This is a genomic window from Actinoplanes palleronii (assembly GCF_016862315.1).
GTDB lineage: Bacteria > Actinomycetota > Actinomycetes > Mycobacteriales > Micromonosporaceae > Actinoplanes > Actinoplanes palleronii.
Window position 1 is genome coordinate 1 of record NZ_BOMS01000119.1, and the last position, 26223, is coordinate 26223.

The 26223-nt window shown below is 71.9% G+C and carries 17 protein-coding genes; 7 read left to right on the forward strand and 10 right to left on the reverse strand.

Annotated features, from left to right (window positions below):
- Positions 1 to 261: 261 nt before the first annotated feature.
- The 3 genes from Apa02nite_RS35915 to Apa02nite_RS35925 all read right to left on the reverse strand — a co-directional run bounded on the left by Apa02nite_RS35915 (position 262) and on the right by Apa02nite_RS35925 (position 8307).
- Positions 262 to 5733, reverse strand: a complete 5472-nt coding sequence (locus tag Apa02nite_RS35915; RefSeq protein ID WP_203829016.1) for a peroxidase family protein — start codon at positions 5731 to 5733, stop codon at positions 262 to 264.
- 145 nt (positions 5734 to 5878) lie between these two features.
- Positions 5879 to 6625: a hypothetical protein gene (locus tag Apa02nite_RS35920; RefSeq protein WP_203829017.1), complete on the reverse strand. Its 747-nt coding sequence runs from the start codon at positions 6623 to 6625 to the stop codon at positions 5879 to 5881.
- A gap of 8 nt (positions 6626 to 6633) precedes the next feature.
- Positions 6634 to 8307 (reverse strand): multicopper oxidase family protein, encoded by a 1674-nt coding sequence (locus tag Apa02nite_RS35925; RefSeq protein ID WP_203829018.1) that lies wholly within the window; start codon positions 8305 to 8307, stop codon positions 6634 to 6636.
- A gap of 134 nt (positions 8308 to 8441) precedes the next feature.
- Between Apa02nite_RS35925 and Apa02nite_RS35930 the strand changes: the two genes are divergently transcribed.
- Positions 8442 to 10163: an AfsR/SARP family transcriptional regulator gene (locus tag Apa02nite_RS35930; RefSeq protein WP_203829019.1), complete on the forward strand. Its 1722-nt coding sequence runs from the start codon at positions 8442 to 8444 to the stop codon at positions 10161 to 10163.
- Positions 10164 to 10261: 98 nt separating this feature from the next.
- Here the strand turns inward: Apa02nite_RS35930 and Apa02nite_RS35935 are convergent, their stop codons facing one another.
- Complete coding sequence (locus Apa02nite_RS35935; protein WP_203829020.1) at positions 10262 to 12385, reverse strand: PKD domain-containing protein; 2124 nt, start codon at positions 12383 to 12385, stop codon at positions 10262 to 10264.
- A gap of 248 nt (positions 12386 to 12633) precedes the next feature.
- On the opposite strand from Apa02nite_RS35935, the gene Apa02nite_RS35940 reads away from it, so the two are divergent.
- Positions 12634 to 13650, forward strand: coding sequence for a LacI family DNA-binding transcriptional regulator (locus Apa02nite_RS35940; RefSeq protein ID WP_067685689.1), 1017 nt, complete (start codon positions 12634 to 12636; stop codon positions 13648 to 13650).
- A gap of 54 nt (positions 13651 to 13704) precedes the next feature.
- Here the strand turns inward: Apa02nite_RS35940 and Apa02nite_RS35945 are convergent, their stop codons facing one another.
- A complete protein-coding gene (locus Apa02nite_RS35945; RefSeq protein ID WP_239164775.1) occupies positions 13705 to 16347 on the reverse strand; it encodes a putative bifunctional diguanylate cyclase/phosphodiesterase in 2643 nt (880 codons plus the stop codon).
- A gap of 196 nt (positions 16348 to 16543) precedes the next feature.
- Here Apa02nite_RS35945 and Apa02nite_RS35950 point away from each other — a divergent pair, with 196 nt between their 5' ends.
- The 3 genes from Apa02nite_RS35950 to Apa02nite_RS35960 all read left to right on the forward strand — a co-directional run bounded on the left by Apa02nite_RS35950 (position 16544) and on the right by Apa02nite_RS35960 (position 19897).
- Entirely contained in the window at positions 16544 to 16957 is a 414-nt protein-coding gene (locus tag Apa02nite_RS35950; RefSeq protein WP_239164776.1) for a PH domain-containing protein, read from the forward strand.
- A gap of 104 nt (positions 16958 to 17061) precedes the next feature.
- The gene (locus Apa02nite_RS35955) at positions 17062 to 18222 is read left to right on the forward strand and encodes a PQQ-dependent sugar dehydrogenase (RefSeq protein ID WP_203829023.1); all 1161 of its coding nucleotides are present in this window, start codon (positions 17062 to 17064) and stop codon (positions 18220 to 18222) included.
- Between the two features lie 49 nt (positions 18223 to 18271).
- Positions 18272 to 19897, forward strand: coding sequence for a metallophosphoesterase family protein (locus Apa02nite_RS35960; protein ID WP_203829024.1), 1626 nt, complete (start codon positions 18272 to 18274; stop codon positions 19895 to 19897).
- Positions 19898 to 20050: 153 nt separating this feature from the next.
- On the opposite strand, the gene Apa02nite_RS35965 is transcribed toward Apa02nite_RS35960, so the two are convergent.
- The 5 genes from Apa02nite_RS35965 to gatB all read right to left on the reverse strand — a co-directional run bounded on the left by Apa02nite_RS35965 (position 20051) and on the right by gatB (position 23897).
- Positions 20051 to 20656, reverse strand: a complete 606-nt coding sequence (locus Apa02nite_RS35965) for a hypothetical protein (protein WP_203829025.1) — start codon at positions 20654 to 20656, stop codon at positions 20051 to 20053.
- Between the two features lie 22 nt (positions 20657 to 20678).
- Positions 20679 to 21557 carry a WXG100 family type VII secretion target gene (locus Apa02nite_RS35970; protein ID WP_203829026.1) on the reverse strand — a complete coding sequence of 293 codons (879 nt, stop codon included), beginning with the start codon at positions 21555 to 21557 and terminating at the stop codon, positions 20679 to 20681.
- The gene (locus Apa02nite_RS35975; RefSeq protein WP_203829027.1) at positions 21554 to 21880 is read right to left on the reverse strand and encodes a type VII secretion target; all 327 of its coding nucleotides are present in this window, start codon (positions 21878 to 21880) and stop codon (positions 21554 to 21556) included. The genes Apa02nite_RS35970 and Apa02nite_RS35975 overlap by 4 nt, the downstream gene beginning before the upstream one ends.
- Positions 21877 to 22275: a YbaB/EbfC family nucleoid-associated protein gene (locus Apa02nite_RS35980; protein WP_203829028.1), complete on the reverse strand. Its 399-nt coding sequence runs from the start codon at positions 22273 to 22275 to the stop codon at positions 21877 to 21879. The genes Apa02nite_RS35975 and Apa02nite_RS35980 overlap by 4 nt, the downstream gene beginning before the upstream one ends.
- 125 nt (positions 22276 to 22400) lie before the next feature.
- A complete protein-coding gene (gene gatB / locus Apa02nite_RS35985; protein WP_067685706.1) occupies positions 22401 to 23897 on the reverse strand; it encodes an Asp-tRNA(Asn)/Glu-tRNA(Gln) amidotransferase subunit GatB in 1497 nt (498 codons plus the stop codon).
- 128 nt (positions 23898 to 24025) lie between these two features.
- Here gatB and Apa02nite_RS35990 point away from each other — a divergent pair, with 128 nt between their 5' ends.
- Both Apa02nite_RS35990 and Apa02nite_RS35995 read left to right on the forward strand, forming a co-directional pair.
- The gene (locus Apa02nite_RS35990) at positions 24026 to 25438 is read left to right on the forward strand and encodes a M1 family metallopeptidase (protein ID WP_203829029.1); all 1413 of its coding nucleotides are present in this window, start codon (positions 24026 to 24028) and stop codon (positions 25436 to 25438) included.
- A gap of 55 nt (positions 25439 to 25493) precedes the next feature.
- Positions 25494 to 26177, forward strand: coding sequence for a Crp/Fnr family transcriptional regulator (locus tag Apa02nite_RS35995; RefSeq protein WP_203829030.1), 684 nt, complete (start codon positions 25494 to 25496; stop codon positions 26175 to 26177).
- The last annotated feature ends 46 nt before the right edge of the window (positions 26178 to 26223 follow it).

Genomic DNA, 26223 nt, shown 5'->3' on the forward strand with positions numbered 1-26223 from the left:
GGCACCCCGGGACTGCGTGGGGAGATTCGGCGCGGAGCGAACCGCAACTCCCCACACAACAGGCACCCCGGGGCTGCGTGGGGAGATTCGGCGCGGAGCGAACCGCAACTCCCCACACAACGGGGGCTCCGGGGCTGCGTGGGGAGATTCGGCGCGGAGCGAACCGCAACTCCCCACGCAACGGGGGCTTCGGGGCTGCGTGGGGAGATTCGGCGTGGAGTGGACCGCAACTCCCCACGCGACGGGGGAGGTGTGGCTGGGTCAGCGGGCTGGGGTGGTGGTGGTTCGGGTGGGGCTGGGGCCGGACTTGTTGAGGGACTGGAGGGTGAAGCGGTAGCGGGTTCCTGGGCGGGTGCCGGGTGGGGCTACGAACGTGGTGGAACGGGTCGAGCCGGACAGGATGAGGGTGAACGGGGCTCCGGTGGGGGCGCCCCGGGTGGTCAGGCGCTGGGTGGTCAGGCGGTATCCGGTGATCGGGGTGCCGCCGGTGGCGGGTGGGGCGGTCCAGCGGAGGGTGGTGGTCACGGCGCCACCCGGGGCGCCGGGGGTTGCCGTGAACGAGCGCGGGGCCGGCGGCGTGGTGTGCGGGGTGACGGCGGCGCTGATCGGGGACCAGGGACCGGTGCCGTGCTCGTTCAGGGCGCGGACCTGGAAGCGGTAGGCGGTGCCGTTCGTCAGGTGGGTCACGGTCTGGGCGGACGAGGAGGCCGGGGCGGTGCGGAGGGTGCCGGCCTGGTGGTTTCCGGTGGTCAGGACGCGGATCTCGTAGCGGAGCAGCGGGGAGCCGCCGTTGCTGGTGGGTGCGGTCCAGCGGACCACGGCCAGGGCGTTGCCGGGTGCCGGGGTGCCGATGCGGGCGGCGCCGGGGACGGTCCGGGTGGTGGGCGGTGACGTGGACGGCGGGGTGGTCGAGGTCGAGGTCGGCGACGGCGTCGGGTGCGACGGCGTCGGGGTGGGTGAGGTGCTGGGGCCGCCGGAGGGTGACGGGGACCCGGTGGGCTTCGGCGTCGCGGTCGGGGTGGAGGTCCCGGAGTCGCCGGGGGTGCCGGTCCCGGAACCCGAGCCTGAGCCGGGCCCCGCGCCGGTCCCGGAACCCGAGCCTGAGCCGGGCCCTGCGCCGGTCCCGGAGCCTGCGCCGGTCCCGGAGCCCGCGCCCGATCCAGAACCCGAGCCGGTGGGCGGGGTGGGGGTTACCCGGTTGGAGGGGGTGGAGAAGTCGCTGGGGCCAGCGGCGTTCACGGCGCGGACCCAGAACGAGTAGGGCAGGCCGTTGGTGAGGCCGGTCATGGTGAGTTCGGTGGCTTCCGGGCCGGTGGCGTCGACGTTCACCACGATGCCGGTCTCGTCGTCGAGGGCCTGCACCTCATAGCCGTAGATCGGGCTGCCGCCGTTGTGGAGAGGAGCCGTCCAGCGGATCACGGCGCTCTCGTCGCCGGCGGTGGCCAGGCCGATCCGCGGAGCGTCCGGTGCCACCGGCACGGCCGGGCGGGTCGGGACCGTGGTCGGCCCGGAGGTCACCGGAGTCGTGGCCGTGGGGGCTGCGGTCGTCGGAGCCGCGGTCGGGACAGTCGTGGGAACAGTCGTCGGCGCGGGACCCGTGGGGGCCGCAGTCGGGGCAGTCGTGGGAGCGGTCGTCGGCGCGGTCACGGTCGGGCTGGTAACGGGAACGTTGTCGTCATCGCCGCCGGAGGAGCCGCCGTCCGAGGAGCCGCCGCCGGAGGAGCCGCCGTCCGAGGAGCCGCCGCCGGAGGAGCCGTCGTCCGAGGAGCCGCCGGAAGAACCGCCGCCGGAGGAGTCGTCGGCGGTCGGCGGGTCGGCGGAGGAGGTTGTGGTCGGGGTGGTCGGGGTTGAGGGTGCGCTGAACGCGCCCGCGCCCGCCGCGCTCTCCGCGCGGACCCGGAACGTGTAGGACACCCCGTTCGTCAGGCCCGGCACCACCACGGTCCGGGTCGTGGCCGGCAGGGTGGTCAGGACCGTGCCCTCCACGCTGGTGCGGGACAGGGTCAGACCGGTCAGCCCCGTGCCGTCCGGGACGGTGAGCAGGACAGTCGCCGAGGACGGGCCGGCGAACGCGGACACGCCCAGGAACGCCTGCAGCCCGGACACGTCGACCAGCTGGTCGTCGAAGCGCAGCAGCTCGACGTTGCGGACCGTGTCGGTGCCGTCCGGGCCCGCCACCTGCAGGCCACCGGTGACCGGGGTGATCGCGTAGAGCGACCGGTTCCCCGCGAACACCGCGGTGTCCACGTCCGGGGACGACGACGCGGCTATCTCGCGTACCGTAAAAATGTCTTTGGGGTTGATCTTGCCGGTGAAGACGTCGGCCTGGAGCTCACGCATGGTCGTGGCCGAGCGCAGCTCGTGGCCGGCCGCGTCCCGGACGCTGAGCCGGACGGTCAGATAGCGGTCGCCGTCCAGGATGTCGTCGCCGCCGCGGCCCTGCAGGGTGTCGTCGCCGGGCCCGCCGAGCAGGATGTTGCCGCCGCCCCAGACATTGCCGTGCAGGTCACAGGGCCGGCCGGTCTGGTTGCCGACCGCCGAGGCCGGGGTGGGCAGCGACGTGACCACCTGGTCGAGGCCGCGGATCCGGGCGACGCCGGCCGCGTCCAGGGCGTCGCAGCCGAGGAACCCACCGCCGCCCAGGTCGGACGGGATGAGACTGTCGCCGCGCAGCACGTCGTCGTGGACACCGCCGGAGAGCGCCTCGACCTCGTTGTAGCGGTCCCGGACCCCGATCGTGAGGTTGTCCAGCGGCGCGAGCGGGAGCGCGAGGTCCGAGTCGATCGTCTCCTCACCAGAAGCACCGGCGATGGACCAGTCGTAACCCGAGCCGCCGGCGTTCTTCTCGATGCCGGGGCCCTGGACGCCGATGTCGTCGCCGCCCTCCATGTCGTAGTCGTCGTCGCCGCCCTGGCCGATCAGCACGTCGTTGCCGGGCCGGTTCGCGTCGTCGAGGAAGAACAGGTTGCCGCTGTCGCCCTGCAGCAGGTCGGGTGAGTCGCCGCCCTCCTCCCAGTCGTCGCCGGCGTCGCCCCAGACGGAGTCCTCGCCGTCGCCGGCGATCACGAAGTCGTCGCCCTCGCCGGCGAACGTGGCGTTGGCGTTGGCGCCGCCGTCGGTGACGTCCTTGCCGTCGCCGGCCAGCACGACGTCCAGGCCGGGGCCGGCGTTGATCGCGTCGTTGCCGGGGCCGCCGCGGGGCATGTCGTCACCGCCGGAATCGGTCAGGACGTCGTCGCCCTCACCGCCGATCACCGCGTCGTTGCCGGGGCCGCCCTCGAGGACGTCGTCGCCCTCGCCGCCCCAGACCGTGTCGTCGTCGTTGCCGGCGCTGACCCGGTCGCGGTCGTCGGTGCCGCGCCAGACCGACTGCGGGTTGGCGACGGACCGGTTCCGCTGCTTGTAGGTCCCGTCCGGCAGGTGCAGGAGCAGCGCCGACTCGTCACAGTCGGACGCCGGGTCGTCGAGCACCCGGTTGCCGGAGTAGGTCAGGCGGGACAGGTCGTAGGAGCAGTCCGCGGTGGCGAAGACGTCCGCGCGCAGCCCCTCGACCCCGGTGTTCCGCATGATCAGCTCGGCGAAGCTGTTGCCCTCGAGCTGGCTGCGCAGGTTCATCCCGGGTGTCCGGGCCAGGTAGTAGAGCCGGTCGCCGTTCTGCAGCGCGGTCAGCTGGGTCTCGAAGACGTAGTCGAAGGTGCTGCCGAGCAACCCGCCGAACGGGTCGGTGGTCTCGGCGAGCCCGCCGATCCACAGGTCGATGTCGTCGACCCCGGACTCGCTCGCCGGGGCATTCAAGAAGTCGGCGCCGGACGGGGAGTCGAGCAACGCCTGAGCCGCCGCGCGTTTCGCCGTTACACCGACGGCAGAAACAACGGAAGGATGAGTCCCATATGCCGCGATGAAGTTGACCAGCGACGACGGGTGCTTCAGGTTCTCGCCGAAGTCGATCCAGCTGACGTACGGCGCGAGCCGCCCGTCCCCGCTCCGGTCGTGCAGCGCCCGCCGGAACACGTTCAGCGGCGGCACCCCCTCGGACCGGCCCCGGGCGATGTTGATCGCGGCCAGGTCGGTGGGCAGGCCGAGCAGCTTGTTGCGCAGGGTGTCCGTGACGAACTCGTCGATGTCGTTGCCGACCTGCTGCGACATGCCGTCCACGATCGAACCGGCGGCCTGCTCGGGGCTGAGCGTGCCGCCCTCGGTGAACGCGTCCGGGTTGAGGAAGCCGTCCAGCAGCGGGACGGACCCGTCGGTACGCGCGATCGTCTCGGTCAGCATCGAGTGCCCGAACCGGTAGACGGCGTGCGCGAACTCCGCGTAGATCGCCGGGTTGATCTCGCTCTGGGTGAACGCGAACGGCTGGAACGGGTTGATCGCCGGCTGGATCTTGCGGGCGAACTCCTCGAAGACCAGGTGCTGGTACTCCATCTCGTTGATGAACTTGGCGGCCTGGAAGAGCCGGTCCCCGGTCCAGTCCGCGGACGTCCCGGCCGCCGCGGCGACCCGCTGGATGTCGCCGATCAGGCGGTTGTGCTCGGAGTGGAAGATCTGGTGCACCGCGGTCAGGCCGATGTTCTCGTTGACCCGGCCGTCACCGGCGATGTAGTGCCGGCCGAGCAGCGCGGCGTCGTACCCGGGCTTCGACGGGTCGGCGGCATGGGCGATGTCGGACAGGAACGGCGTGTCGAAGTGCAGCACGGTGGCCGGTGTCGCGACCGGGTTCGCGGTGTCGCCCTCGACCAGGCCGCCGCTGGTCACGAACTGCGGCAGGCCGCGGGCCGGTCCGGGGACAAAATTCCCGTACGCGTCGGCCAGCACGGCCGGCACGTTCAGCGCGTCGGCGTCACTGAGCCGCAGCCCGAGCACCTCGGTGGCCTGGCGCTTCACGTCGTCCCAGGTGGGCAGCCCGCCCGCGACGCCGCTGAGCAGGCGACCGGTGTCCGTGGCGGTCGCGTCGTACTCGCGCAGGAAGACCTGGTGCGCGGCGTGTGAGGTGTAGGTCTGCGAGTTGTCGACGTACGGCGTGTCGGTGTTCTTGGCGGTCGTGCCGCCCGCGGCCCGGCTGAGGACCATGAACCGCAGCTGCGGCGGCAGGTTCTCGCTGATCACCAGCGGGTCGTCGGCCGGCAGCGGGATGATCACCGCGGTCGAGCCCTTGACCGTCTGGTCCACGCCGTGGTCGAAGAACTGCCCGAAGAGCGTGAACCACGAGTTGTACGGCGCGGACAGCCCGGCGTCGGTGGTGACGTTCGGTATCCCGGTGGCCGGGTCGCCGCCGTGTGCCGCCGCGACCGCGGCCGGGTTGCCCGCGCTCTGGTCGGCGATCAGGTTGCTGATCAGGCGGGGCTGGGCGTCGGACGCGTTCGCGCCGGTGTACCCGGCCCGGTACTGCGCCGGCACCAGCCGCGGGAAGCCCTGGTCGGCCGCGCCGTACTTCTCCTGACCGGCGGTCAGGTGGTTGCAGGTCCCGTCGACGGTCCGCAGCCCCATCGCGAGCAGCGGGCTGGCCAGCCGATCCGGTCCGGTCCCGAGCAGCGCGCCGCACGGGCCGGTCGCGCTCGTGGTGTTCCGGACGTGCGCCTCAGCGATCGTGATCTGCTTCAGGATGTAGGCCAGGTCGGCCGCGGTCACGGTGAACCCCTGACCGATCGGGGCGGCGGACGCGGGGGCGGGCGCCATCAGGATCGTGGCGACCAGCACGGCAGCCAGGGCGGCGGCGGAACGGAGCTTCGGCAACGGGAGGCCCTCCCAGGACGATGCGAGATGCCCGTTTGGCACGGGAATTTCGTACATGCTGGGATGCGGGGCTGAGGTCCGGCTTTAGCCGAACTGAAGAAGGGCCACCCCGCGCTGCGGGATGGCCCTTCCGATGTCTTTCCGGTCAATGTCCGTGGTGCTCGGCGTTCTCATCAAGGTGGGGTACGCCCTGAGAGAGGTCGACGCCCGCCCCCGGCTGCGTGGCCGAGACGGTCACCCGGCCGGCCTCGGTCCCGGCCGCCCGGGCCATCGCCGCCCGTACCGTCTCGATCTGCCCATCGCTGAGCAGCGCCCCGAAGTACCGGACGGTCAGCCCGGCCGGCTGCACGGTGGTCGCGTAGCGGTTCAGCGAGTCGCTCAGGATCCCCTCGGCGTCCATCCGCTGCCGCGCCCGCGCCGGGTCCACCCCGTCGGTGACCACCGCGAACGTGACGTCGTGCACCAGCACCTGCTGCACCACGTAGAACGCCACGTCACCGGGCTGGTGATCCCGCATCAGGGCCTCGGCCCGCTGCGTGGTCACCCCCTCCGGCAGCACCACGGTCAGCTCCGGGACCAGGTAGTTCAGCAGGTCCGCGCTGAACACCGCGAACGTCGCGTCGACCGGCTCGCCCAGCCCGGCCGCCTTCGCCGCGGCGTGCAGCTCGCCCGCCACGTGCGCGCGGTCGGCGCCCCGGCCCGGGTGCACCGCGATCGCCGCCCGCTTGCGCACCATCGGCCCGTCGTACGTGGTGGTGGCCCACTCGTCGCCGGCGTCGCCGGTGATCACCGCGGCCGCGGCCGGCGTCGGGGTTGGGGCGAACCACCCACCCGACCAGGCCACGCCCGCGAGCACGGCCAGCACCAGGGCGACGCCCGCGGCGCGGGGCAAGCCCCGCATCAGGTGCCCAGCGGGTAGCTCGACGCGTAGGTCGCGGCGGCTTCCGGCTCGGTCTCGGCCTTCGCCGGGTCGGCCATCATCGGGTTGTTGGTGTCCAGGTCGCCGACCGCGAACTGGATCATCATGTCGCTGTCCTCGTGCACCAGGTTGTGGCAGTGCGTCATGTAACGGCCACCGGCGTTGCCGTCTCCCGTGGTGAACTGCATGAGCGCGGTGACCGTCTCGTTCTCGCCGAGGTAGAAGACGTCCTTGCCGCCGCCCTCCCAGGCGTGCGCCTTGCCGTCCGGGGTGCTGTTCCGAGCGATGATCTTGGCGTCGATCAGGTGGATGTGGAACGAGTGATACCAACCGCCGGACTCGTTGACCAGCTCCCAGATCTCCACGTCGTACGGCTTGGGGTTGCCCAGCACCCGGGTGAAGCCGGAGTCCTCGACGTCCGCCCAGGTCTCCCCGTTGACCGTCCACTCGCCGTGCTTGCGCTCGACGCGCAGCCGGCGCCGGGCGGTGGCCATCTCCGGCGTCAGCTTGTTGACCTCGACGGCGCCGCGGTTCGCGAACGGCTGCGGGCCGAGGTCAAGCGTCGTGGGGATCTGGTACGTGTCCGCCGGGCCGGCGTCGGCCACCACCTCGAACTGCATGATCTTGCCGGTGTTGGCGAAGTCGACGTTGTTCTTGTTGCTCAGGTTCTTCAGCTCGATCTTCGTACCGGCCTTGTACTTCCGGAAGTCGATCAGGATCTCGTAGCGCTCGGCGCCACCCTGCCGGAACGACGCCACCGCGTTCACCTTCGGCGTCATGCCGGCGTCGGTGCCCACGATGTAGATCGGGTCGCCGGTGCTCAGCGCGTACCGGAAGGACCGGGAGATGCTGGCGGCCAGCACCCGGAACCGGTAGACCCGCGGCTTGACCTTCATCTTGGGCCACGGCACGCCGTTGACCAGGATCACGTCACCCATGAAACCGGCGTTGCCGTCCGGCTCGAACGCGACCGAGCCGTCCGCGTTGAACGCGATGTCGCTGACCACCAGCGGGACGTCGAACTCGTCCTGCGGCAATTGGGCGGTCTCGTACGGATCTTTCAGGTGGTACTGGGCGGCCAGGCCGGAGTACACGTTCTCGGCGGTGTCCCCATGGTTGTGGTCGTGGTACCAAAGGGTCCGTCCCTGCTGCCAGTTCGGGTACTTGTACGTCTTCACCTGACCGGGTTTCGTCTGATCATTGGCGTAGCCGTCGTACTGCGGCAGAGAGGCGGAGCCGTGCAGGTGGGTGACCGTGCTGAAGGGCCGCCCGTTGAGGGTGTTCACGTTCGACAGGGCGTTGCAGATCCGGACCTCGGTCCGGGTGCCCTGCCGCACCCGGATGGTCGGGCCCGGGAAGATCCCGTTGTAGCCGGCGATCGTGGTGGTCAGGCCGGGCACCATGCTCGCCCTGCCCAGCTTCTGGGTGAGGCAGTACTTCTGGAACGGGCCCTTCTCGTCGACGCCCTCGGCGTCCGGCATCAGCACCGGCGGCCGCCGGAACATGGTCGTGTACGGCGTCGGCATGTTCTTGGACGAGAGCTTGCTGGACGCCGCGACGACCTCGCCGCCGGCTGTCATCACGAGCAGACCGCCACCACCGAGCGCGAGCGCGCCCTTGAGCAGCCCGCGCCGGCTCAGACTCTCGTTGACCATCGGATACCTCTTCTTCCCAGGGTTCACACAGGGAGCCAGAACCTAGAAAGAGACGCTGAGGGGTTCCGTTGGTGATGCTGAGGCCCGGCGGTTCTCAACTCCGGCCCGAATCTGGCGATCCACAGAACGTGGGATTGCGGGTCAAGGTTCTGGGACAACTCACCGTCGTCGACGGCGACGGCGGGCTGCTGCCGGCCGGCGAGCTGCCCCGGCGGGCCCGTCAGGTGCTGGCCGTGCTGGCCGCCCGGCACGACCGGATCCAGTCCAAGGACGCGCTGGCCGACGCGGTGTGGGGCGAGGACCTGCCCGGCAACCACGCCGGCGCGCTGGAGCACTACGTCTCGGTGATCCGCCGCCGGCTGCAGCCACAGGGCTCGCCGGCCACCTGGTTCATCGTCACCCGCAGCGGCGGCTACCTGTTCGACACCGGCCGGGCCGCGCTCGACCTGGCCGGCCTGCGCCAGTCGGTGCGCAAGCTGGACACCCTGACGCCGGGCGACCCGGAGCAGCTGCGGGTGCACGAGGAGATCCTGGGACTGGCCCGGGAGCTGCCGTTCCCGGAGGACCCGTACGCCGACTGGGCCGAACCGGTCCGCGGCGAGGTCTCGGTCGCCGCGGTGAACGCCCTGCTCAAGCTCTCCTCGATGGCGCTGGCCGAGGACCCGCCGCGGTCGTTGCGGCTGGCGCAGGAGGCGGTCGAGCTCAACCCGTTCCTGGAGTCCGGCTACCACGCCGCGATGACCGCCGCGGTGGCGATGGGCCGCCCGGACGACGCGCTGCGCATCTTCGAACGCTGCCGCCAGGTGCTCGACAGCGAGCTGGGTGTGGCGCCGTCGGCCGAACTGGCCCAGATCAAACGGGCCGTGCTGGCCAGCCGCTCCTCGGATCTCGCCGCGCCCGCGCCGGCGCCGCAGACCACTTCGACGGTACGGACATCCGCCGCCCCCCACGAGCGCTTCCTCGGCCGGCTCACCGAGATCCGGCTGATGGTCGAGCCGCAGACCCCGCCGGTGGTGCACATCGTCGGGCCGAGCGGGGCCGGCAAGTCGGCGTTCCTGGCCGAGCTGGGCCGGCACACCCCGGGCCGGATCGGCATCGGCGACGCCGGCCCGGCGGTCGGGGTGCTGCGCCTGTCCTGGCTGCGCAGCGTGCTCACCGACCTGGACGCGTCCCCGGCGGCGGTCGAGGCGGTCGACCGGGCGCTCCCCGACCACCCGCTGGGCCAGGCCGAGCTGGAGCTGATCGCGGCCACCTTCGAACGGCCCGAGCAGGTGTTCCTGGCCGTCGACGACGCCCGTGACCTGGACGCCTCCAGCGTGGCCGAGCTGGCCTGGCTGAGCCGGCACTGCCCGGCGCTGCGGATCGTGCTGGCCTACGAGTACCCGTCGCAGATCACCGGCCGGCCGCTCGCCGGGCTCGGCACCCCGGTGGTGATGCGGCTGAGCCCGCTCACCGCCGAGGAGCTGGAACCGCTCGCCACCCCCGGCGTCCGCGAGCTGACCGGCGGCATCCCGGCGCTGGTCGCGGTGGCCCGGCGGCCGCGCGCGGTGGCCGACGCGGTGGCCATGCAGGTGGCCCGGCGGCGCACCGAGTGGATGGCCCCGCCGGCCTGGGAGATGCTGCGGGTCTGCGCGGTGCTCGGCGACCTCGGGGCGTCCGAGCTGGCGGTGCTCACCGGGCACTCGGTGACCGACGTGCTGACCTGCGTCGACGCACTGGTGCACGCGCACCTGCTGAACGAGTGCGCGGACGGCAAGGTCGGTCACGCCAGCGCCCTGGTCCGGGACGCGGTGGCCGCCCAGGTCTCCGCCGCGACGGTGCTCTACCTGCGCAAACAGCTAGCGGCGGCCTCCTGATCTCTCGATCGGGAAGCCGCCGCCGGCCGAGGTCCCGGCTGGCTCCCAGGGGTGCCTCATCACGCTCGAGGCACCCCGGAGAGCCAGCCGGAAACCCGTCAGTTGGTGACGGTGACCGGGAACGCCAGCTGCCGGCCGCCGGTCGTGGTGACCAGGCTGACGGTCGTGACGGCGCCCGGGACCGGGCCGGTGACCCGGATGCTGAGCGCGCCCGCGGCGTCCACCGCGGCCGTGCCGATCACCCGGCCGGTGAGCGTGTCACCCAGCACCGCGGTGACCCGCTGGCCGGCGATCAGGGTGCTGGTCGCCGCGATCCGCCATTCGTTGTTGCCGGTCCGGTAGCGGACCGTGATCCCGGTCAGGCTCTCCACCTGCGGCCGGACCGTGACCCGGTCGGTGGCCGTGCCGTTCGGGTTGGTCACCGTCAGCTCGAGCACCACCGGGTTGTTGTCGTAGACGTAGGCCGGGTTCGGGCCGGGCGCGGCGGGCAGGGCCTGCAGCGGGTAGGTGAAGGTCGGCTTCGCCGACGCGGCGCCGGCGAGGGTCACGGCCGGTCCGGAGATCTGCCGCCAGGCGTACGTCTCGGCGCCGGTCGACACCGTGCCGTCCAGGGTGACCACCCTGCCGCGGACCACGGTCTGATCCGCGCCCGCCTCGGCGGTGGGCAGCGCCGCCGCCACCACGGTGAGGGTGACCGTGGCGGGCACACCCTGGCCGCCCGGGCCGGTCACGGTCAGCGCGAACGCGTACGTGCCGGGTGCGGCCGGCTTGAACGACGCGGCCGCGGTGGTCGCGCCGGCCAGGGTCACCGCCGGGCCGGAGATCTGGGTCCACCGGTACGTGTCGATCTCGCCGGCCGAACCGGTGCCGTCCAGCTTCACGGTCTGCCCGGCCACCGCGACCGGGTCCGCGGTGGCCGCCGCGACCGGGGCGTCCGGGCCGAAGACCGCACCCGAGCCGGCCAGCGCCGCGGTGGCCGTGCCGCCACCGGACGAGGTGACCGTGACACTGGCCGGCGGCGCGAACACACCGGTGAACGGCGCGCCGGTGATCGGGCCGTACCCGGTCACGCTCAGCACGCCGGGGGTGGCGTCCTGGTCGCTGCTGGTGGCCGTGACGGTCAGGGTGTGCGCGTCGGCGTCGTACCGGGCCGTGCCGACCTGCACCACGTCGACCAGCTTGCGGGCCTTGCGGGCGACCGGGCGGTCCGAGGCGTTGAGCACCTCGATCGTCGCGCCGGACGGCAGCGGGCCGGTGAGCGGGAACCGGCCGTAGTAGTGGCCGTTCGAGCCGCGCAGCCGGGTGCCGCGAATGCCGAGGGCCGGGTTCCCGGCGATCTCGACGGCCTGGCCGGGTTCGCTCGTCGCGTACACCTCGACCACGCCGGTGCCGTCCGCGCCGGTGCTGTAGGTGGCCTGGTCGAGGTCGACGCCGGCGTTGGTGGCGTACCGGCCCTGGACGCTGAACAGGTCGGTGAAGCCGAGCTGGGCCAGCACCGCACCGGACGACGGGTCGAGCTCCTCGATCCGGACGAAGTTCGTGCTGTACGGGCTGCCCACCACCTTGTGGTCGACGCCCGGGTCACCGGTGTAGCCGGCCGGGGCGGCCGGGGTCACCGCCGGATCCCACTTCAGGAACGGGCCGATCCGGCTGTTCAGCGCCTGCCCGAACGCGCCCGGCGTGGTGCCGACGTCCTCGGTCATCCGCACACCCTTGTCGGTCGCGGTCAGGTCGTCCACGCCGTACGGATGGGTGATTTTGAAACGCCGGCCGGCCGCGGCGTCGAAGCGGATCCGGACCCGGCCGAAGACCATCTGGTCGCCGTTGATGACCGCCTCGTTGGCCCAGGCGCCCTCGAGGTCCATGCCGATCGTGGCGCGGGTGCCGTCGGTGAGCGTCACCGTCGCGCCGGCGAGCTGGTAGAAGAACTCGCCGGGGAAGTTGCCCGGGTACGAGACCGGCTGGTCGGGGTCCGGGACCTCGTCCGGAAGGGTGGCGCAGAGCGGGTCGTCGAGCGTCGTGCAGGCTTCGAGGCGGGCCCCGGTGCTGTCCCGGTACCAGGACGGGAAGCCGTGCTCGGCGATCGGGCCGACCTGGCTGAGCCGGCCGTCGCGAGGGTTGGGCGGGGTGACCACGGTGGCGGCGGCGCTCCCCGCGAGCGGCGCGATCACCGCCAGGGTCACGCCGGCCGCGATGGACCACCGGGCAAGCTGCTTTTTCATCGGACTCCTCAGGCAACGCAGGGAACCGACACCTTGAGGTCCGCCTCGTTGGAACGCCTCACGGAAACCTGAGTGATTCCTGAGTCCTTTCTGGCAAAACCCTTGGGGTACGAGATCCGTACCGGGTCCGGCACTTAACCGGTCAAGTACACTATGGAGCGGTCTGCCGACTGCGCTCGGCTGAACCGTGGCCGGATAAGCTCAGCGACGACTCATACCGCCACCGGCGGGGACAGAGGAGACTTTGAGTGAAACGGCCCACGATTGCGGACATCGCCCGGCGAGCGGGTGTGTCCAAGGGTGCCGTGTCGTACGCGCTCAACGGTCAGCCCGGCGTCTCCGACACCACCCGCAAGCGGATCCTCGCCATCGCGCAGGAGATCGGCTTCAACGCCAACAGCGCCGCCCGGGCCCTCTCCGGCGCCCGCGCCCGCGCGGTCGGGCTGACCCTGTGCCGGCCGGCCCGGATCCTCGGCATCGAGCCCTGGTTCATGGGCCTGATCAGCGGTTTCGAGGCCGAGCTGGGTGCGCAGTCCTACGCGCTGACCCTGCAGGTGGTGGCCACCCCCGAGCAGGAGGTGGAGGTCTACCGCCGCTGGTGGGGTGAGCGCCGGATCGACGGCGTGATCGTCACCGACCTGCGGGAGAACGACCTGCGGATCCCGGTGCTGCACCAGCTCCAGCTGCCCGCCGTGGTGATCGGCGGCTCCGGCGAGGAGAGCCCGGTCACCCAGATCTGGTCCGACGACGGCGGCGCGATCACCGAGGCGGTGCGCTACCTGGTCGCCCTCGGCCACTCCCGGATCGCCCGGGTCAGCGGTGTGCCCGACCTGCTGCACACCCAGGTGCGGACGAAGGCGTTCAACGAGGTGTGCGCGTCCCTCGGGCTCAGCGACGCGATCACGGTGCCGGCCGACTACACCGGCGAGGAGGGCAGCCGGGCCACCCGGCGGCTGCTGATCGGCGGCGACCGGCCCACCGCGATCATCTACGACAACGACGTGATGGCGGTGGCCGGCCTGGCCGTGGCGCAGGAGATGGGGCTGTCGGTGCCCGGCGACCTGTCGATCGTGGCCTGGGACGACTCGCCGCTGTGCAGCCTGGTGCACCCGCCGCTGACCGCGCTGAGCCGGGACGTCTCCGGCTACGGCGCGCAGGCCGCGCGGGAGCTGCTGAACGCGATCGACGGCAAGAAGGTCGGCAACGTCAAGGCGCAGACCGCGCACCTGACGCCGCGGGGCAGCACGGCGCCGCCGCGCACCTGATCCCTTGTTCCTGACCTCTTGCTGACCGCTTTTTCTCACTGACCGCGGGGTCGCTCACTGACCGCGTTCCGCGCGGTGGCTGTCCAGGTACGCCTCGATGCGCTCGGCCGGGGCCGGGCGTTCCAGCGCGAAGCCCTGGCCGTACCGGCAGCCGGCCGCGGCGGCCCGCTCGATCTGCCCCGGCGTCTCCAGACCCTTGGCCACGATCTCCAGCCCGATCCGGCGGGCCAGGCTGACCACCACGTCCAGCACCGCCGGGCCACCGCCGGTGGTCGCCTCGGACCCCTCGCCGACCAGGACCGCGTTGAGCTTCAGCATGTCCACCGGCAGCCGGCGCAGGTGCGACAGCGAGGTCTGCCCGGCGCCGAAGTCGTCGAGCGCCGCGCGGACACCCAGCTTGCGCAGCCCGGACAGGGCCGCCACGATGGCCGGCACGTCCTCGGCGATCCAGGTCTCGGCGACCTCGACGACAAGTCGTTCCGGCGCCAGGCCGTACCGCCGCAGGGTGGTGGCGACCCGCTCCGGGAACCGGGCGGTGAGCAGCTCCCGCGGCCCGACGTTCACCGACAGCCAGAAGTCGTCGTCACCGCCGGCCCAGGTGCTCAGGTGCCGGCAGGCCTCGTCCAGCACCCACTCGTCCAGCTCGGCGGTGATGCCCAGGGCCGCGGCGATCGGCAGGATCTCGTCCGGGAGGATCGTGCCGAGCTCCGGGTGCCGCCAGCGCAGCAGCGCCTCGACACCGACCGGCCGGCCGTCGCGCAACCCGGTCACCGGCTGGAAGACCAGGTCCAGCTCACCCCGGCCGGCCGCGCCGAGCAGCTGGTGCTCGAGCTCCATCCGGCGGTGCAGCTGGATCTCGACATCCGGGTCGTACCACTCCACCCGGTCCGGGCCGAGCTGGCAGGCGCGCTGGCGGGCCAGGTCGGCATGCCGCAGCACCTCGTCCGAGTCGGCGGCGCCGGACAACTCGGCAAGGCCCACGCTGGTGTGCAGGCAGACCTCGGCGCCGGGCAGCTGATACGCCTCGCCCAGGGCGGTGACGATCCGGGTGGCCAGGGCGTACGCGGGAACCGCCGACTCGGTGGTGAGCACCGCGAACTCGTCACCGGCGAGCCGGGCCGGCACGTCCTCGCCGCCGATCAGCGCCCGCAGCCGGCGGGCCACCTCGATCAGCACGGCGTCGCCGACCTCGCGGCCCCGGGAGTCGTTCACCTCGGCCAGCCCGTGCAGGTCGATCACCAGCAGGGTGCCGTGCTGCCCGGCCTTGCGCCGCAGCGCCAGCAGGTCCCGCATCAGCGCGCGCCGGTTCGCCAGGCCGGTGAGCTGGTCGAGGTAGGCCAGCCGGTGCAGGGTGCGCTCCAGGTGCCGGCGCTCCCCGACGTCGCGGACGTGCACCACCAGCGCGGCCACCTCGGGCACACCGCGCTGGTCGGAGATCGTCGACTCGGTGTCCCGCCAGAGCTGGGCGCCGTCCCGCATCCGGGCGCTGACCAGCACCGGCGGGCCGCCCTCGTGCTCACCGGCGAGCACCGAGCCGATCACCGCGAGCGCGTCCGCGGCGTCCTCCGGGTGGATCAGCTCGCCGAACCCCCGGCCCACCACCTCGTCGTCGCGCAGCCCGAAGAGCCGGGCCGCGGCCGGCGACTGCCATCCGACGACGAGTTGCTCGTCCAGCACCAGGGTCAGGTCGGTGGCGCCGGCCACCAGCGACCGGAAGTGCGCCTCGGCGACGCGCAGCCGGCCCGCGTAGCGCCGGATGTCCCGGACCACCAGCAGCTCCCGCATCACCAGGACGCTCACCATCACCAGACCGAAAATGATCCCCTCGGTGTCGAACCCGGGCCCGGTCACCAGGTGCCACACCGCGGCGATCACGCCGATCGCGGCCGGGATCGCCAGCAGCGGATAACTCGCCAGGTACTGATCCGGGTTGCGCGGCCGGGCCGGCGGCACCGGCAGATCCCGGCGCGACCCACCGGCGACGGCCGCGGCCAGACCGGCCACCATCGGAAGACCCAGCAACGGTACGGCCGGACCGGCCACGTCCAGCGCCACCACCTCGGCCAGCGCCGCGAGCGAGGCCAGCACCAGCGCCGCACCGGAGCCGCACCAGACCGCCGGCACCGGCCGGGGACGGGCCCGCAGCACGACGACGGTGACGATCGAGACGCCCCCGGCGGCGATCAGCACGGCCGGCAGCGCGGCCGGCCGATCCTGGCCGTCCGGGGGGATCAGGTACGCCGCGAAGCCCAGACTGACCCCGAGCCCGACACCGTCGAACGCGCGCCGCAACCGGACCGGCCAGTTCCGCGCCGCGCCGGGCAGCAGCGAGGCGCCGAGCACGTAACAACCGGTGGCCAGGCCCAGCCCGGCGGTCACCCAGCCGACCGTGTCCGACGGCGCCCACCAGGGCACCAGCACGGTCAGCGCGGTGGCCAGCGCGCCCATCCCGACGAAGCCGGCACCCCGGCAGGCCACGAACGACCGATCGGTGTGATGGATGTCCAGGGCGGTACGCACCAGGTAGGCGGAGGCGCCGAGACCGGCCGCGCCCACGCCGACGGCGAGCGCGAGCGCGCCGGGCAGCAGACCGGTGGCACCGGCGAACAGGATCAGAACGGCCACCACGACGGCGGCGAGCAGAGCCGCCCGGCCGGGTATCCGGGACCGGGCCGGCGTCGGAGACGACACAGCCACGACAAGGTCCTCTGCGTTCATGCCGGGGGGTCGGCTCCCGACGGGCGGGGCGGAACAAGAGGTCGTTGCATCCGGACAACGAATCGTCACCGGATCGGGTTACGGGCGGCCCTCCCCGGATCGTCGACCATGGACGGACCGGGGTCAACTCGGGGCTCGGAGAAAGTTCCCGGGCATCGAGTGGGAGGATGGAAACGTGAGTAGACGCCCCACCGTCCGGGTCCGCCAGTCCGGTACCGCGCTGGTGGCCGCCGGGATCGCGTTCGTCGGCACCGTGCCGTTCGCCGGTGGCACCCCGGCACTGGCCCCGCTGCTGCTGATCCCGCTGGCCGTGCTGGCCTGGGCCTGGCGTGCCGGCACCGACGTCTTCCCGGACGAGCTGGTGGTGCGCGCCCTGATCGGCGGCAGCCGGGTGCCCTGGGACCGGATCACCGAGCTCGCCCCGGATCGCCGGGGCCGGGTCTCCGCGCTGCTGGACAACGGCAACACGATCCGGCTGACCGGCATCACCCGGGACAACCTGCACCTGGTGCTGGCCGCCGCCGGCAAGTCCGCCACCGCCGACGACGACGCCGACGTGGAGCCCGAACCAGCTGCCGCGGAGCAGTGACGGTTCTTCCCCGGAAGCCGGCCTCCCGGCAGTTGGCTTCCCGGGAACTGACAGGGGGCACCGTTACCCTGGTCGGCAGACAAGCTGAGAGGGGTGGTTCAGCCGTGCGTTCCCGCCGGGGCCGTGCCGCGGTCGCGTCACTCGCCGTCGTGCTCGCCCTGACCTCCGGCTGCAGCTTCGGCCCGCCCGGGCCGGACGAGGCCGGAAGCGCGCCCAACCTGCCCGGCCCGTCGGTCGCGCCGACCGCCAGCGCCGACGCCGGTGATCAGGAGATCGCGGTCACCGTGCTGGCCAAGGGCCTCGAGGTGCCGTGGGGCATCGCCTTCCTGCCGGACGGGTCAGCTCTGGTCACCGAGCGCGACACCGGCCGGATCCTGAAGGTCGGGCCGGAGTCGGACGCCGACGGCCTCAAGGTCACTGAGGCGGACCGCCTCGCCGAGGTGCGCTCCTCCGGCGACGGCGGCCTGCTCGGCATCGCCGTCTCGCCGAAGTACGCGACCGACAAGACGCTGTACGTCTACTACTCCACCGCCACCGACAACCGGATCGGCAAGCTGGTCCTGGGCAGGACGCTGCAGCCGATCCTGACCGGCATCCCGCGCTCGCTGGAGCAGAACGGCGGCGCGCTCGCGTTCGGCCCGGACGGTTACCTCTACGCCGGGACCGGCGACGGCACACCCACCGGCACGCTCGCGCAGAACCCGAAGAGCCTCGGCGGCAAGATCCTGCGGATGACCACGGCCGGCAAGCCGGCGCCGGGCAACCCGGCGAAGAACTCGCTGGTCTGGACGTCCGGCCACCGCAACGTGCAGGGCCTGACCTGGGACGCGACGAAGCGGATGTTCGCCACCGAGAGCACCCAGCCCCGGTTCACCGAGCTGAACGTGGTGCGCAAGGGGAAGAACTACGGCTGGCCCAAGGCCGACGGCACGGCCGGCGTCGCCAAGTTCACCGACCCGATGATCACCTGGCCGACCGCTCAGGCGTCGTGCGGCGGGGTCGCCGCGCTGGAGACCCTGGTGGCCACCGCCTGCCTGCTCGGCAAGCGGATCTACCTGCTCAACGTCACCGGCAATGGCACCATCCTGGGCAAGGCCCAGGAGCTGCTGACCGACAAGTACGGCCGGCTGCGTGCGCTGGTCACCGCGCCGGACGGATCCCTCTGGGTGAGCACCTCCAACCAGGAGGACGCCGGCGAGCCGGATCCGGAGGACGACCGGTTGATCCGGCTCGTCTTTTCGGACGGCGGCGCCGGCCGGAGTTGAGATCGGCATGACAGTTTCGGCTCGTGCCCGGCAGGGCAGGTGATGGCTGGTGACTGACCTCCCGGCCTCGGCCCCCTCACCGTGGCGCCGACGCCTGCACGCCGCATCCGGCCGTACCGTCCGGGTGTGGCGGCACCGCTGGTTCCGGAACACCCGGATCGGCGCCGCCGTCGCCCTGGTCAGCATCGCCGCCTCGATCATCGGGGTGATGCTGTTCGCGCACGCCGGCATCAACGTGGGCCCGTTCCGCGCCGAGATGTCGATCCGCCCGACCCTCGTCGGCGGCACCGAGGTGGACATCCCGCCGCTGGGCTCGCTGCACCTGGACAGCCACCGGGGGACGCTGCACCTCAAGGTCGCGCTCGGCTCGCTCGACCAGAGCCGCACCGAGGAGCTGATCGACAACCCGACGGCGATCAGCTCGGCCGGCGACCGGGCCGTCGAGGAGGTCACCGCGGGGGTGTCCCGGCTCGCTCTTCGTACGGTGGGATTGGCCGTGCTCAGCGCGATCCTGGCGGCGGCGCTGATCTTCCGCAGTGTCCGCCGCACCGCGGCGGCCGGGGTGACCGCGCTGGTGGTCAGCGCCGGCAGCATCGGGCTGGCCGCGGCCACCATCCGGCCGGACGCGATCAGCGAACCGCGCTATGAGGGCCTGCTGGTCAACGCCCCGGCGGTGGTCGGTGACGCCCGGCGGATCGCCGACAACTACGGCCGGTACGCCGAGCAGCTCCAGCAGATCGTCAGCAACGTGAGCCGCCTCTACACCACCATCTCGGCGCTGCCGGTCTACGAGCCGGCCGGCAACACCACGCGCCTGCTGCACGTCTCCGACCTGCACCTGAACCCGTCGTCGTGGGGCCTGATCCGCACCGTGGTGGAGACCTTCGACATCGACGCGGTGATCGACACCGGCGACATGGTCGACTGGGGCAGCGGCGCCGAGACGTCCTACGTCTCCTCGATCCCGTCGATCAAGGTCCCGTACATCTACGTCCGCGGCAACCACGACTCGGTGGCCATCCAGTCAGCGGTCGCCCGCCAGCGCAACGCGATCGTCCTCGACGACAAGATCACCACCATCGACGGCGTGACCATCGCCGGCATCGGCGACCCGCAGTTCACCCCGGACAAGAGCGAGACCAACGCGGCCGGCGACAACTCCGGCGACGAGCTGCTCACCGCCACCGGCGAACGCCTGGCCACCACGATCCGCGCCGGCGGCACGAAGGTGGACATCGCGCTGGTCCACGACCCGGTGATGGCCCAGCCGCTGTCCGGGCTGGTCCCGCTGGTCCTCGCCGGGCACAAGCACCAGCGCTCGGTGGCCATGCTCCCGGCGCCGGCCCCGGTCACCCCGGACCCGTCGGCGAGCGGGTCGGCCGCACCGTCGCCGTCCATGTCCGCGGCGTTCCAGGCCCCGATGCCGACCCGGCTGATGGTCGAGGGCTCCACCGGCGGCGCCGGCCTGCGCGGGCTGGAGAAGGAGGAGCCGACGCCGCTGTCGCTCTCGGTCCTCTACTTCGACGAGAACCACACCCTGAAGGCCTACGACGACATCCAGCTGGGCGGCACCGGCCAGTCCAACGTCGAGATGCAGCGCAACGTCATCGGCATCGGCGAGGAGCCGGCCCCCACGGCCACCCCGTCGGCCCCGTCCAGCCAGCCCATCCGCTGACCCGGCCCGCGGTCCCGATCCGCTGACCCGGCTCCCGCCGGGCACCACGCGAGCCGGCTGCCACACCGGACCGCAGCGCGCCTCCCGCCCCGCGGCTGGTTCTCAGAGGTGTGTCAAGCCTCGGGACACACCTCTGAGAGCCAGCCGGGCTTCTCAGCGCGGGGTGAGCGCGGCGAGGAACGGCTCGGCCGCGGCACGCGGGGTGATCAGGGCGAGGCTGGAGCCGTCGGCGAACGCCAGCCGCAGCTTGCCGTCCGGGAAACCGGCCCAGGACGGCCGCGGGCCCTGCCACTGCGGGCTCAGCGGCCGCAGCGGGCCGGTCGGCGGCCGGAACTGGGCGTCGTCGGCCGCTTCCCGGCTGCGCCGCAGCAGCCAGCCCGGAATGCTCAGCAACGAGTCCGGCTTCGGCTCGGGCGTCTTGACGAACAGGATCAGCCGCTGGTCGGTGACCGCGAGCAGGCAGGCGCCCCGGTCGGCCGGCAGCCGCCCGTCCAGTTGCGCCGCCAGGCTGCCGGGCGGGCCGTCGACGACGCCGGCGCGGCTGCCCTGGTACGCGTCCGGACCGGAGTCGAGGCCGGCCGCTTGCAGGGCGAGCCCTTCGGCCAGCCGCTTCGGGTTCAGCTCCTGCCGGGTCACCTCGCCCGCGGTCGGTGCGACGTGCACCCGGGTGGCCCACACCGCCGCCTGAAACGTCTCGCCGGGCTGCAGGTGCTCGCCGACCCGGGCCCGGACCTCGACCTGAGGATCAAAAGCGGTCATCGTACGGTCTCCTTCACGACGATCACGGCACCCGGTCGGCGATCGGGTCGACGACGTCGCTGAGCGTCTCGCGCCATCCGCTGTCGCCGTCGACGCCGCTGCGCCGGTCGTCGTACTCGTCCGCGGCGGCCGAGGACACCACGTCGCCGGTGCTCTGCACGCCCTGACCGACGATCGAGCCGTCGATGCCGGTGAGGGCCTTGATGCCCTCCTTGATCCAGTGCTTGGGGCCGTACATCTTGTTCAGCGTCCAGGCGGCGAGCTTGCCGACGGTGCCGAGCGACTTGAGCCCGTCCATCCACGCCTTGTACATGGTCAGCCAGCGGTCCAGCCGGTACATGAACGCGGTGACCCGGCTCGCCGCCAGGACCGCCTCACCCTCCGAGGCGACCAGCGCGGCGGCCTCCGAGGCGCCGGCGGTGATCGCGGCCAGGGCCTGCGCGGCCAGCCACGTGATGATCAGCCATTCGACCAGCTCGCGGACGACGTCCTTGATGGCCTCCTCGATGTTGCGCAGGTCCATCGCGCTGTCACCGAGGTTGTCGGCGGTCCGCAGCATCTCGTCGGCGGCCGTCTCCAGCCCCTGGATCAGCTGCTCGATCCGGGCCGCGTACGAGTCCGCGGCGGTGCCCTTCCAGTTCGCGGTCAGCTCGGCCAGCTCGGCGCGCTGGGCCTCGGCGAGCTCCTTCATGGCGCTCGCCGTGGTCTTCCAGGTGCCGGCGTGCTGGTCGAGCTGGTCCGGGTCGCCCATCACGTACTCGAGCAGCTCGAGCAGCGGCCAGACGAACGGCTGGAGGATGAAGTCCATGCCCTCGTTGAAGGCGTTGCTCATGAACTGCGTGACGTTCTGGACGTTGTCCCGGGTGTCCTGGTATCCGCTGACGACGTCGCCGGCGGTCACGGGAGCTTCTCCTGGGCGCTGGTCATCCAGTCGGCGGTGGAGGTGTCCACACCGTCGTACTGGTCGGCGCTGTGCTCGAGGCCGTCGCCGATGTCGTTGAGCATCCGGGCCAGGTCAGTCAGCGAGGTCGCCTCGGAGTCGACCCACGCCACGTAGGACGCCTCCATGCCGTTGGACTGGCCGAGCTTGCCGAACGCGCCGCCGACCGTCGCCGCGCCGCGGACCCGGCCGGCCAGCTCCGCGACCACCAACGCCTGCTGGGACTGGAACCGGCGGGCGGCCCGCAGCGCCTCCGTCTCGACGTGCAGCTGCTCGCCGCTCACCGCTCCTCCGCTTTCAGGTTCTCCTCGGCCTTGCGCAGGCCGGCCTGATCGAGTCGCTGCTCGACGAGCGCGTTCACGTCGAACTTGCCGCCGGCCGCGTCACCGACCGCGTCCTGCACGGCGGCGGCGTAGTTCAGGTTGGCCTGACGGACCGCGTCCCGCTGGGTCCGCAGGATCGTGGCGGCCAGTTCCTCCGGGCCGAGCTGCAGCGCGGCGCGGGTCAGCGTCAGGTCGACCAGGCTGCCGCCGGGGGCCACGACCGCGGTCACACCGTCCTGTTCGGCCCGGCCCTGGAAGCGCTCCGGGTCGTCCTGAAGGGTGCTCAGCGCGCTCAACCGCTGCTGGGTGTCCTGCACCAGCCCGCGGAACCACGTCTGCGTCCGATCACTAACCATGCCGCGTCTCCCCCGTTTCGGTACCGCGCAAGTATCCGCGCCCGGTGCACCCCGGTCCACCCGGGGCACAACGGCGACCGCCCGGTCCGCTGGACGCGGGACCGGGCGGTGATCGTACGAAAAAATCAGGCGCCGAGGCGGGACAGGATGAGGTCGCGGACGGTCTTGGCGTCGGCCTGGCCTCGCGTGGTCTTCATGACCGCGCCCACCAGCGCGCCGGCGGCGGCCACCTTGCCGTCGCGGATCTTCGCGGCGATGTCCGGGTTGGCGGCGATGGCCTCGTCGACAGCGGTCTGCAGCGCGCCGGTGTCGGAGACCACGCCGAGCCCGCGGGCCGCCATCACCGTGGCCGGGTCACCCTCGCCGGCCACCACGCCCTCCAGGACCTGGCGGGCCAGCTTGTCGTTCAGCTTGCCGCCGTCGACCAGCTTCTGCAGGGCCGCGACGTGTGCCGGGGTGGCGCCCACCTCGGACAGCTCGACACCCAGCTCGTTGGCGCGGCGGGCCAGCTCGCCCAGCCACCACTTGCGAGCGCCGGCCGGGGTCGCGCCCGCGGCGATGGTCTCCTCGATCAGCTCGACGGCGCCGGCGTTCGTCGCCGACTGCATGTCGAGCTCGGTCATCCCCCACTCCTCGCGGAGGCGGGCCCGCTTCACGCTCGGCTTCTCCGGGAGCGCCGCCTTCAGCTCGGCGACCCAGGCCGGGTCGGGCGCGATCGGGACCAGGTCGGGCTCGGGGAAGTAGCGGTAGTCGGTCGCGGTCTCCTTGGAGCGGCCCGGACGGGTGTCGCCGGTGGTCTCCTGGAAGTGCCGGGTCTCCTGGAAGATCCGGACGCCCTCGTTGAGCAGACCGGCCTGGCGGATGACCTCGGAACGGACCGCGCGCTCGACCGAGCGGAGCGAGTTGACGTTCTTGGTCTCGGTGCGGGTGCCCCACTCCTCGCCGGGCAGGTTCAGCGAGGTGTTCACGTCGCAGCGCATCGAGCCCTGCTCCATGCGCACGTCGGAGACGTCCAGCGCGCGGATGATGTCGCGCAGCTCGGCGACATACGCCTTGGCGATCTCCGGGGCGAGCGCGCCCAGGCCGGGGACCGGCTTGGTGACGATCTCGACGAGCGGGATGCCGGCCCGGTTGTAGTCGACGAGCGACTCGGTGGCGCCGTGGATGCGACCGGTGGCGCCGCCGACGTGCAGCGTCTTGCCGGTGTCCTCCTCCAGGTGCACCCGCTCGATGCCGATCCGGTACTCCTTGCCGTCCACGGTGACGTCGACGTAGCCGTCGACGCAGAGCGGCTCGTCGTACTGGGAGGTCTGGAAGTTCTTCGGCATGTCCGGGTAGAAGTAGTTCTTCCGGGCCATCCGGCACCACTCGGCGATGCTGCAGTTCAGCGCGAGGCCGATCCGGATGGTCGCCTCGATGCCGGCGCGGTTGGCGACCGGCAGGGCGCCGGGCAGCGCCAGGCAGACCGGGCAGACCTGGGTGTTCGGCTCGGCGCCGAAGTCGGTCTTGCAACCGCAGAACATCTTGGTCTTGGTGCCCAGCTCGACGTGCGTCTCCAGGCCGATGACCGGCTCGTAGCGACTGATGGCGTCGTCGTAGGACGGCAGCGCGATGGTGGTCATGTGCTTCGGCTCCGGCTCACTGCGGCATCGGGTATTCGGACAGACGACCAGCCTAGTCGCCCGGTATGACGCCGCGTCGCCGGGTTTACTCCCCGCGCCGCGACGATCTTCCCGATAGCGTCGCGGGCATGGACCGTCATCTCGCCGTCGTGGCCCTCGCCGCGACGGTTCTGTGCGCCGGCTGCACGAGCGGGCCGGCGCCCTCCACGGCCACTGATGCCTGGCGGGGCGGCCTGTCCACCCCGGTCGCCGACACGCTGTATCCCGAGCACGGCAACCCCGGCCTGGACGTTCTGCACTACGACCTGAAGCTCGGCTGGCAGCCCGCCTCGAAGGTGCTCACCGGCGTCGCCACGCTGCGCGTCCGCCCCGTCGTCGCGGCCTCGTCGATCGTGCTGGACTTCGCGAACCTGACCGTCGACACGGTGACCGTCGACGACGCGCCGGCCACCGGCACCCTCGCTGATCAGAAACTGACAGTGCCCGCGACCCTCGTCGCCGACCGGCCGGTGACCCTCGTCGTCGGGTACCACGGCACGCCGGAGCCGGTGTCGTACCCGTCGCGCCGTGGTGACGCCAAGGAGGGCGTGGGCCTGCGGCCGGCGAAGGGCGGTGGCCTATGGACGATGCAGGAGCCGTGGGGCGCGCTGACCTGGTACCCGGCCAACGAGCTGATCTCCGACGAGGCGCTGTACGACATCGCGGTCACCGTCCCCGAGGGCTGGGCCGCGGTGGCGAGCGGCACACCGGGCCCGGTGGACGGCACCACCTACCGGTACACCTCGGCCGACCCGGTGGCCACCTACCTGACCACCCTCGCCGTTGACAGATATCAGAAGGTCACCGCGACCGGCCCGCACGGGCTCCCGCTGACCTACTGGGTGGTCCCGGAGACCGACGACAAGCTCCTGACCGAGCTGAAGAAGTCGCCGGAGATGCTCACCTGGCTGGAGAGCAAACTCGGCAGGTACCCGTTCGAGACGGCCGGCGCCCTGGTCAACGGCTCGATCTCGGCGATGGAGACCCAGCAGATGCTGAGCCTGGGCCGGCCCGGCGGCACGTGGAGCGAGGACACCCGGCGCTGGTTCGAACAGACCCTGGTCCACGAGTACGCCCACCAGTGGTTCGGCGACGCGGTCACCCCGAGCACCTGGACCGATCTGTGGCTCAACGAGGGCTTCGCCCAGTACATGCAGTACCTCTACGAGCAGGAACTCGACGGGTTCAGCGACGACGCCCTGGAGACGTTCCTCCGCGGACGCGACGCCCAGCTGCGCAAGTCGGTCGGCCCGCCGGGCAAGCCGAAAGCCGCGAACTTCGCCGAGAGCAACGTCTACGTCTGCGGCGCCGCGATGCTCAAGGAACTGAACGACGCCCTCGGCGACAAGGAGTTCTTCGCGCTGATGACGGCCTGGGTCGCCGACCACAAGAACACGAACCAGGACCGCGCCGCCTTCATCACGTTCGTCGAGGCACAGACCGGCACGGACTTCAGCGAGCTGATCAACGCCTGGCTGGACTCCCCCACCACCCCGAAATAGCCAACTGAGATTCGGGGTTGTCGGAACGCTGAGCCATCCACAATGATGACTCAATGTGCGTGAAGAATCACGGAGAGTTGCCCATCTGGCCGCCTCATGGTCGCCGACCGACTGGGCGGCTCTCGTCGACAGCGGCATCCGCCGTTCGTACCGGGCCGGGCAATTCCTGCTACGCCAGGGCGAAGAAGGAAGCTGGGTCGCCGCCCTTATTCACGGACGGGTCCGAGTCGTATACACCGCAGCACCAGGACAAGAAATTCTGCTCGCCGTCCGCGGACCTGGCGATCTTCTCGGAGAGTTCGGTTACGGCGATCGCGAGCCCCGCTCAGCCTCCGCGCTGGCGATCGAGCCGTGCGTCGCCAGCCTCGTCACCGACAGCCGCTTCACGACCTGGGTGAAGGACCGACGAACACGTGGATATCTAGATCGCTACATCCTCGCCAAGGCGCGCGAAGCAGCCGATCTCACCTGGCGGCTCACCCGTTCCCGGCCGAGCCAGCGGCTCGCTGCACTGGTGTTGACCATCGTTGAGGCGAACGGACACATACGGCGCGACGGCGCCTCCGCCGTCCCCATGTCGCAAGCCCAACTGGCACAAGCGATCGGAGTCGCGCGGAGCTCCATCACTCCGATCCTCGCCAGTTGGAAGTCCTGCGGCCTGGTGTCGATCGAGAGGTCACACATGATCGTGCTCGATGTCGAGGCACTCCGCCGGGAACTGACCGCCACACAGGCGTGACCCACGACTCAGCACCCATCAACTGTCCAAATCTGGACGCCCCCGC

What these genes read in the sequence shown, in the direction of transcription:
- gatB (WP_067685706.1), bottom strand. Translation starts at nt 23,897, where the DNA reads ATGACCACCATCGCGCTGCCGTCCTACGACGACGCCATCAGTCGCTAC.
- Apa02nite_RS35990 (WP_203829029.1), top strand. Translation starts at nt 24,026, where the DNA reads ATGGACCGTCATCTCGCCGTCGTGGCCCTCGCCGCGACGGTTCTGTGC.
- Apa02nite_RS35980 (WP_203829028.1), bottom strand. Translation starts at nt 22,275, where the DNA reads ATGGTTAGTGATCGGACGCAGACGTGGTTCCGCGGGCTGGTGCAGGAC.
- Apa02nite_RS35965 (WP_203829025.1), bottom strand. Translation starts at nt 20,656, where the DNA reads ATGACCGCTTTTGATCCTCAGGTCGAGGTCCGGGCCCGGGTCGGCGAG.
- Apa02nite_RS35925 (WP_203829018.1), bottom strand. Translation starts at nt 8,307, where the DNA reads ATGGTCAACGAGAGTCTGAGCCGGCGCGGGCTGCTCAAGGGCGCGCTC.
- Apa02nite_RS35935 (WP_203829020.1), bottom strand. Translation starts at nt 12,385, where the DNA reads ATGAAAAAGCAGCTTGCCCGGTGGTCCATCGCGGCCGGCGTGACCCTG.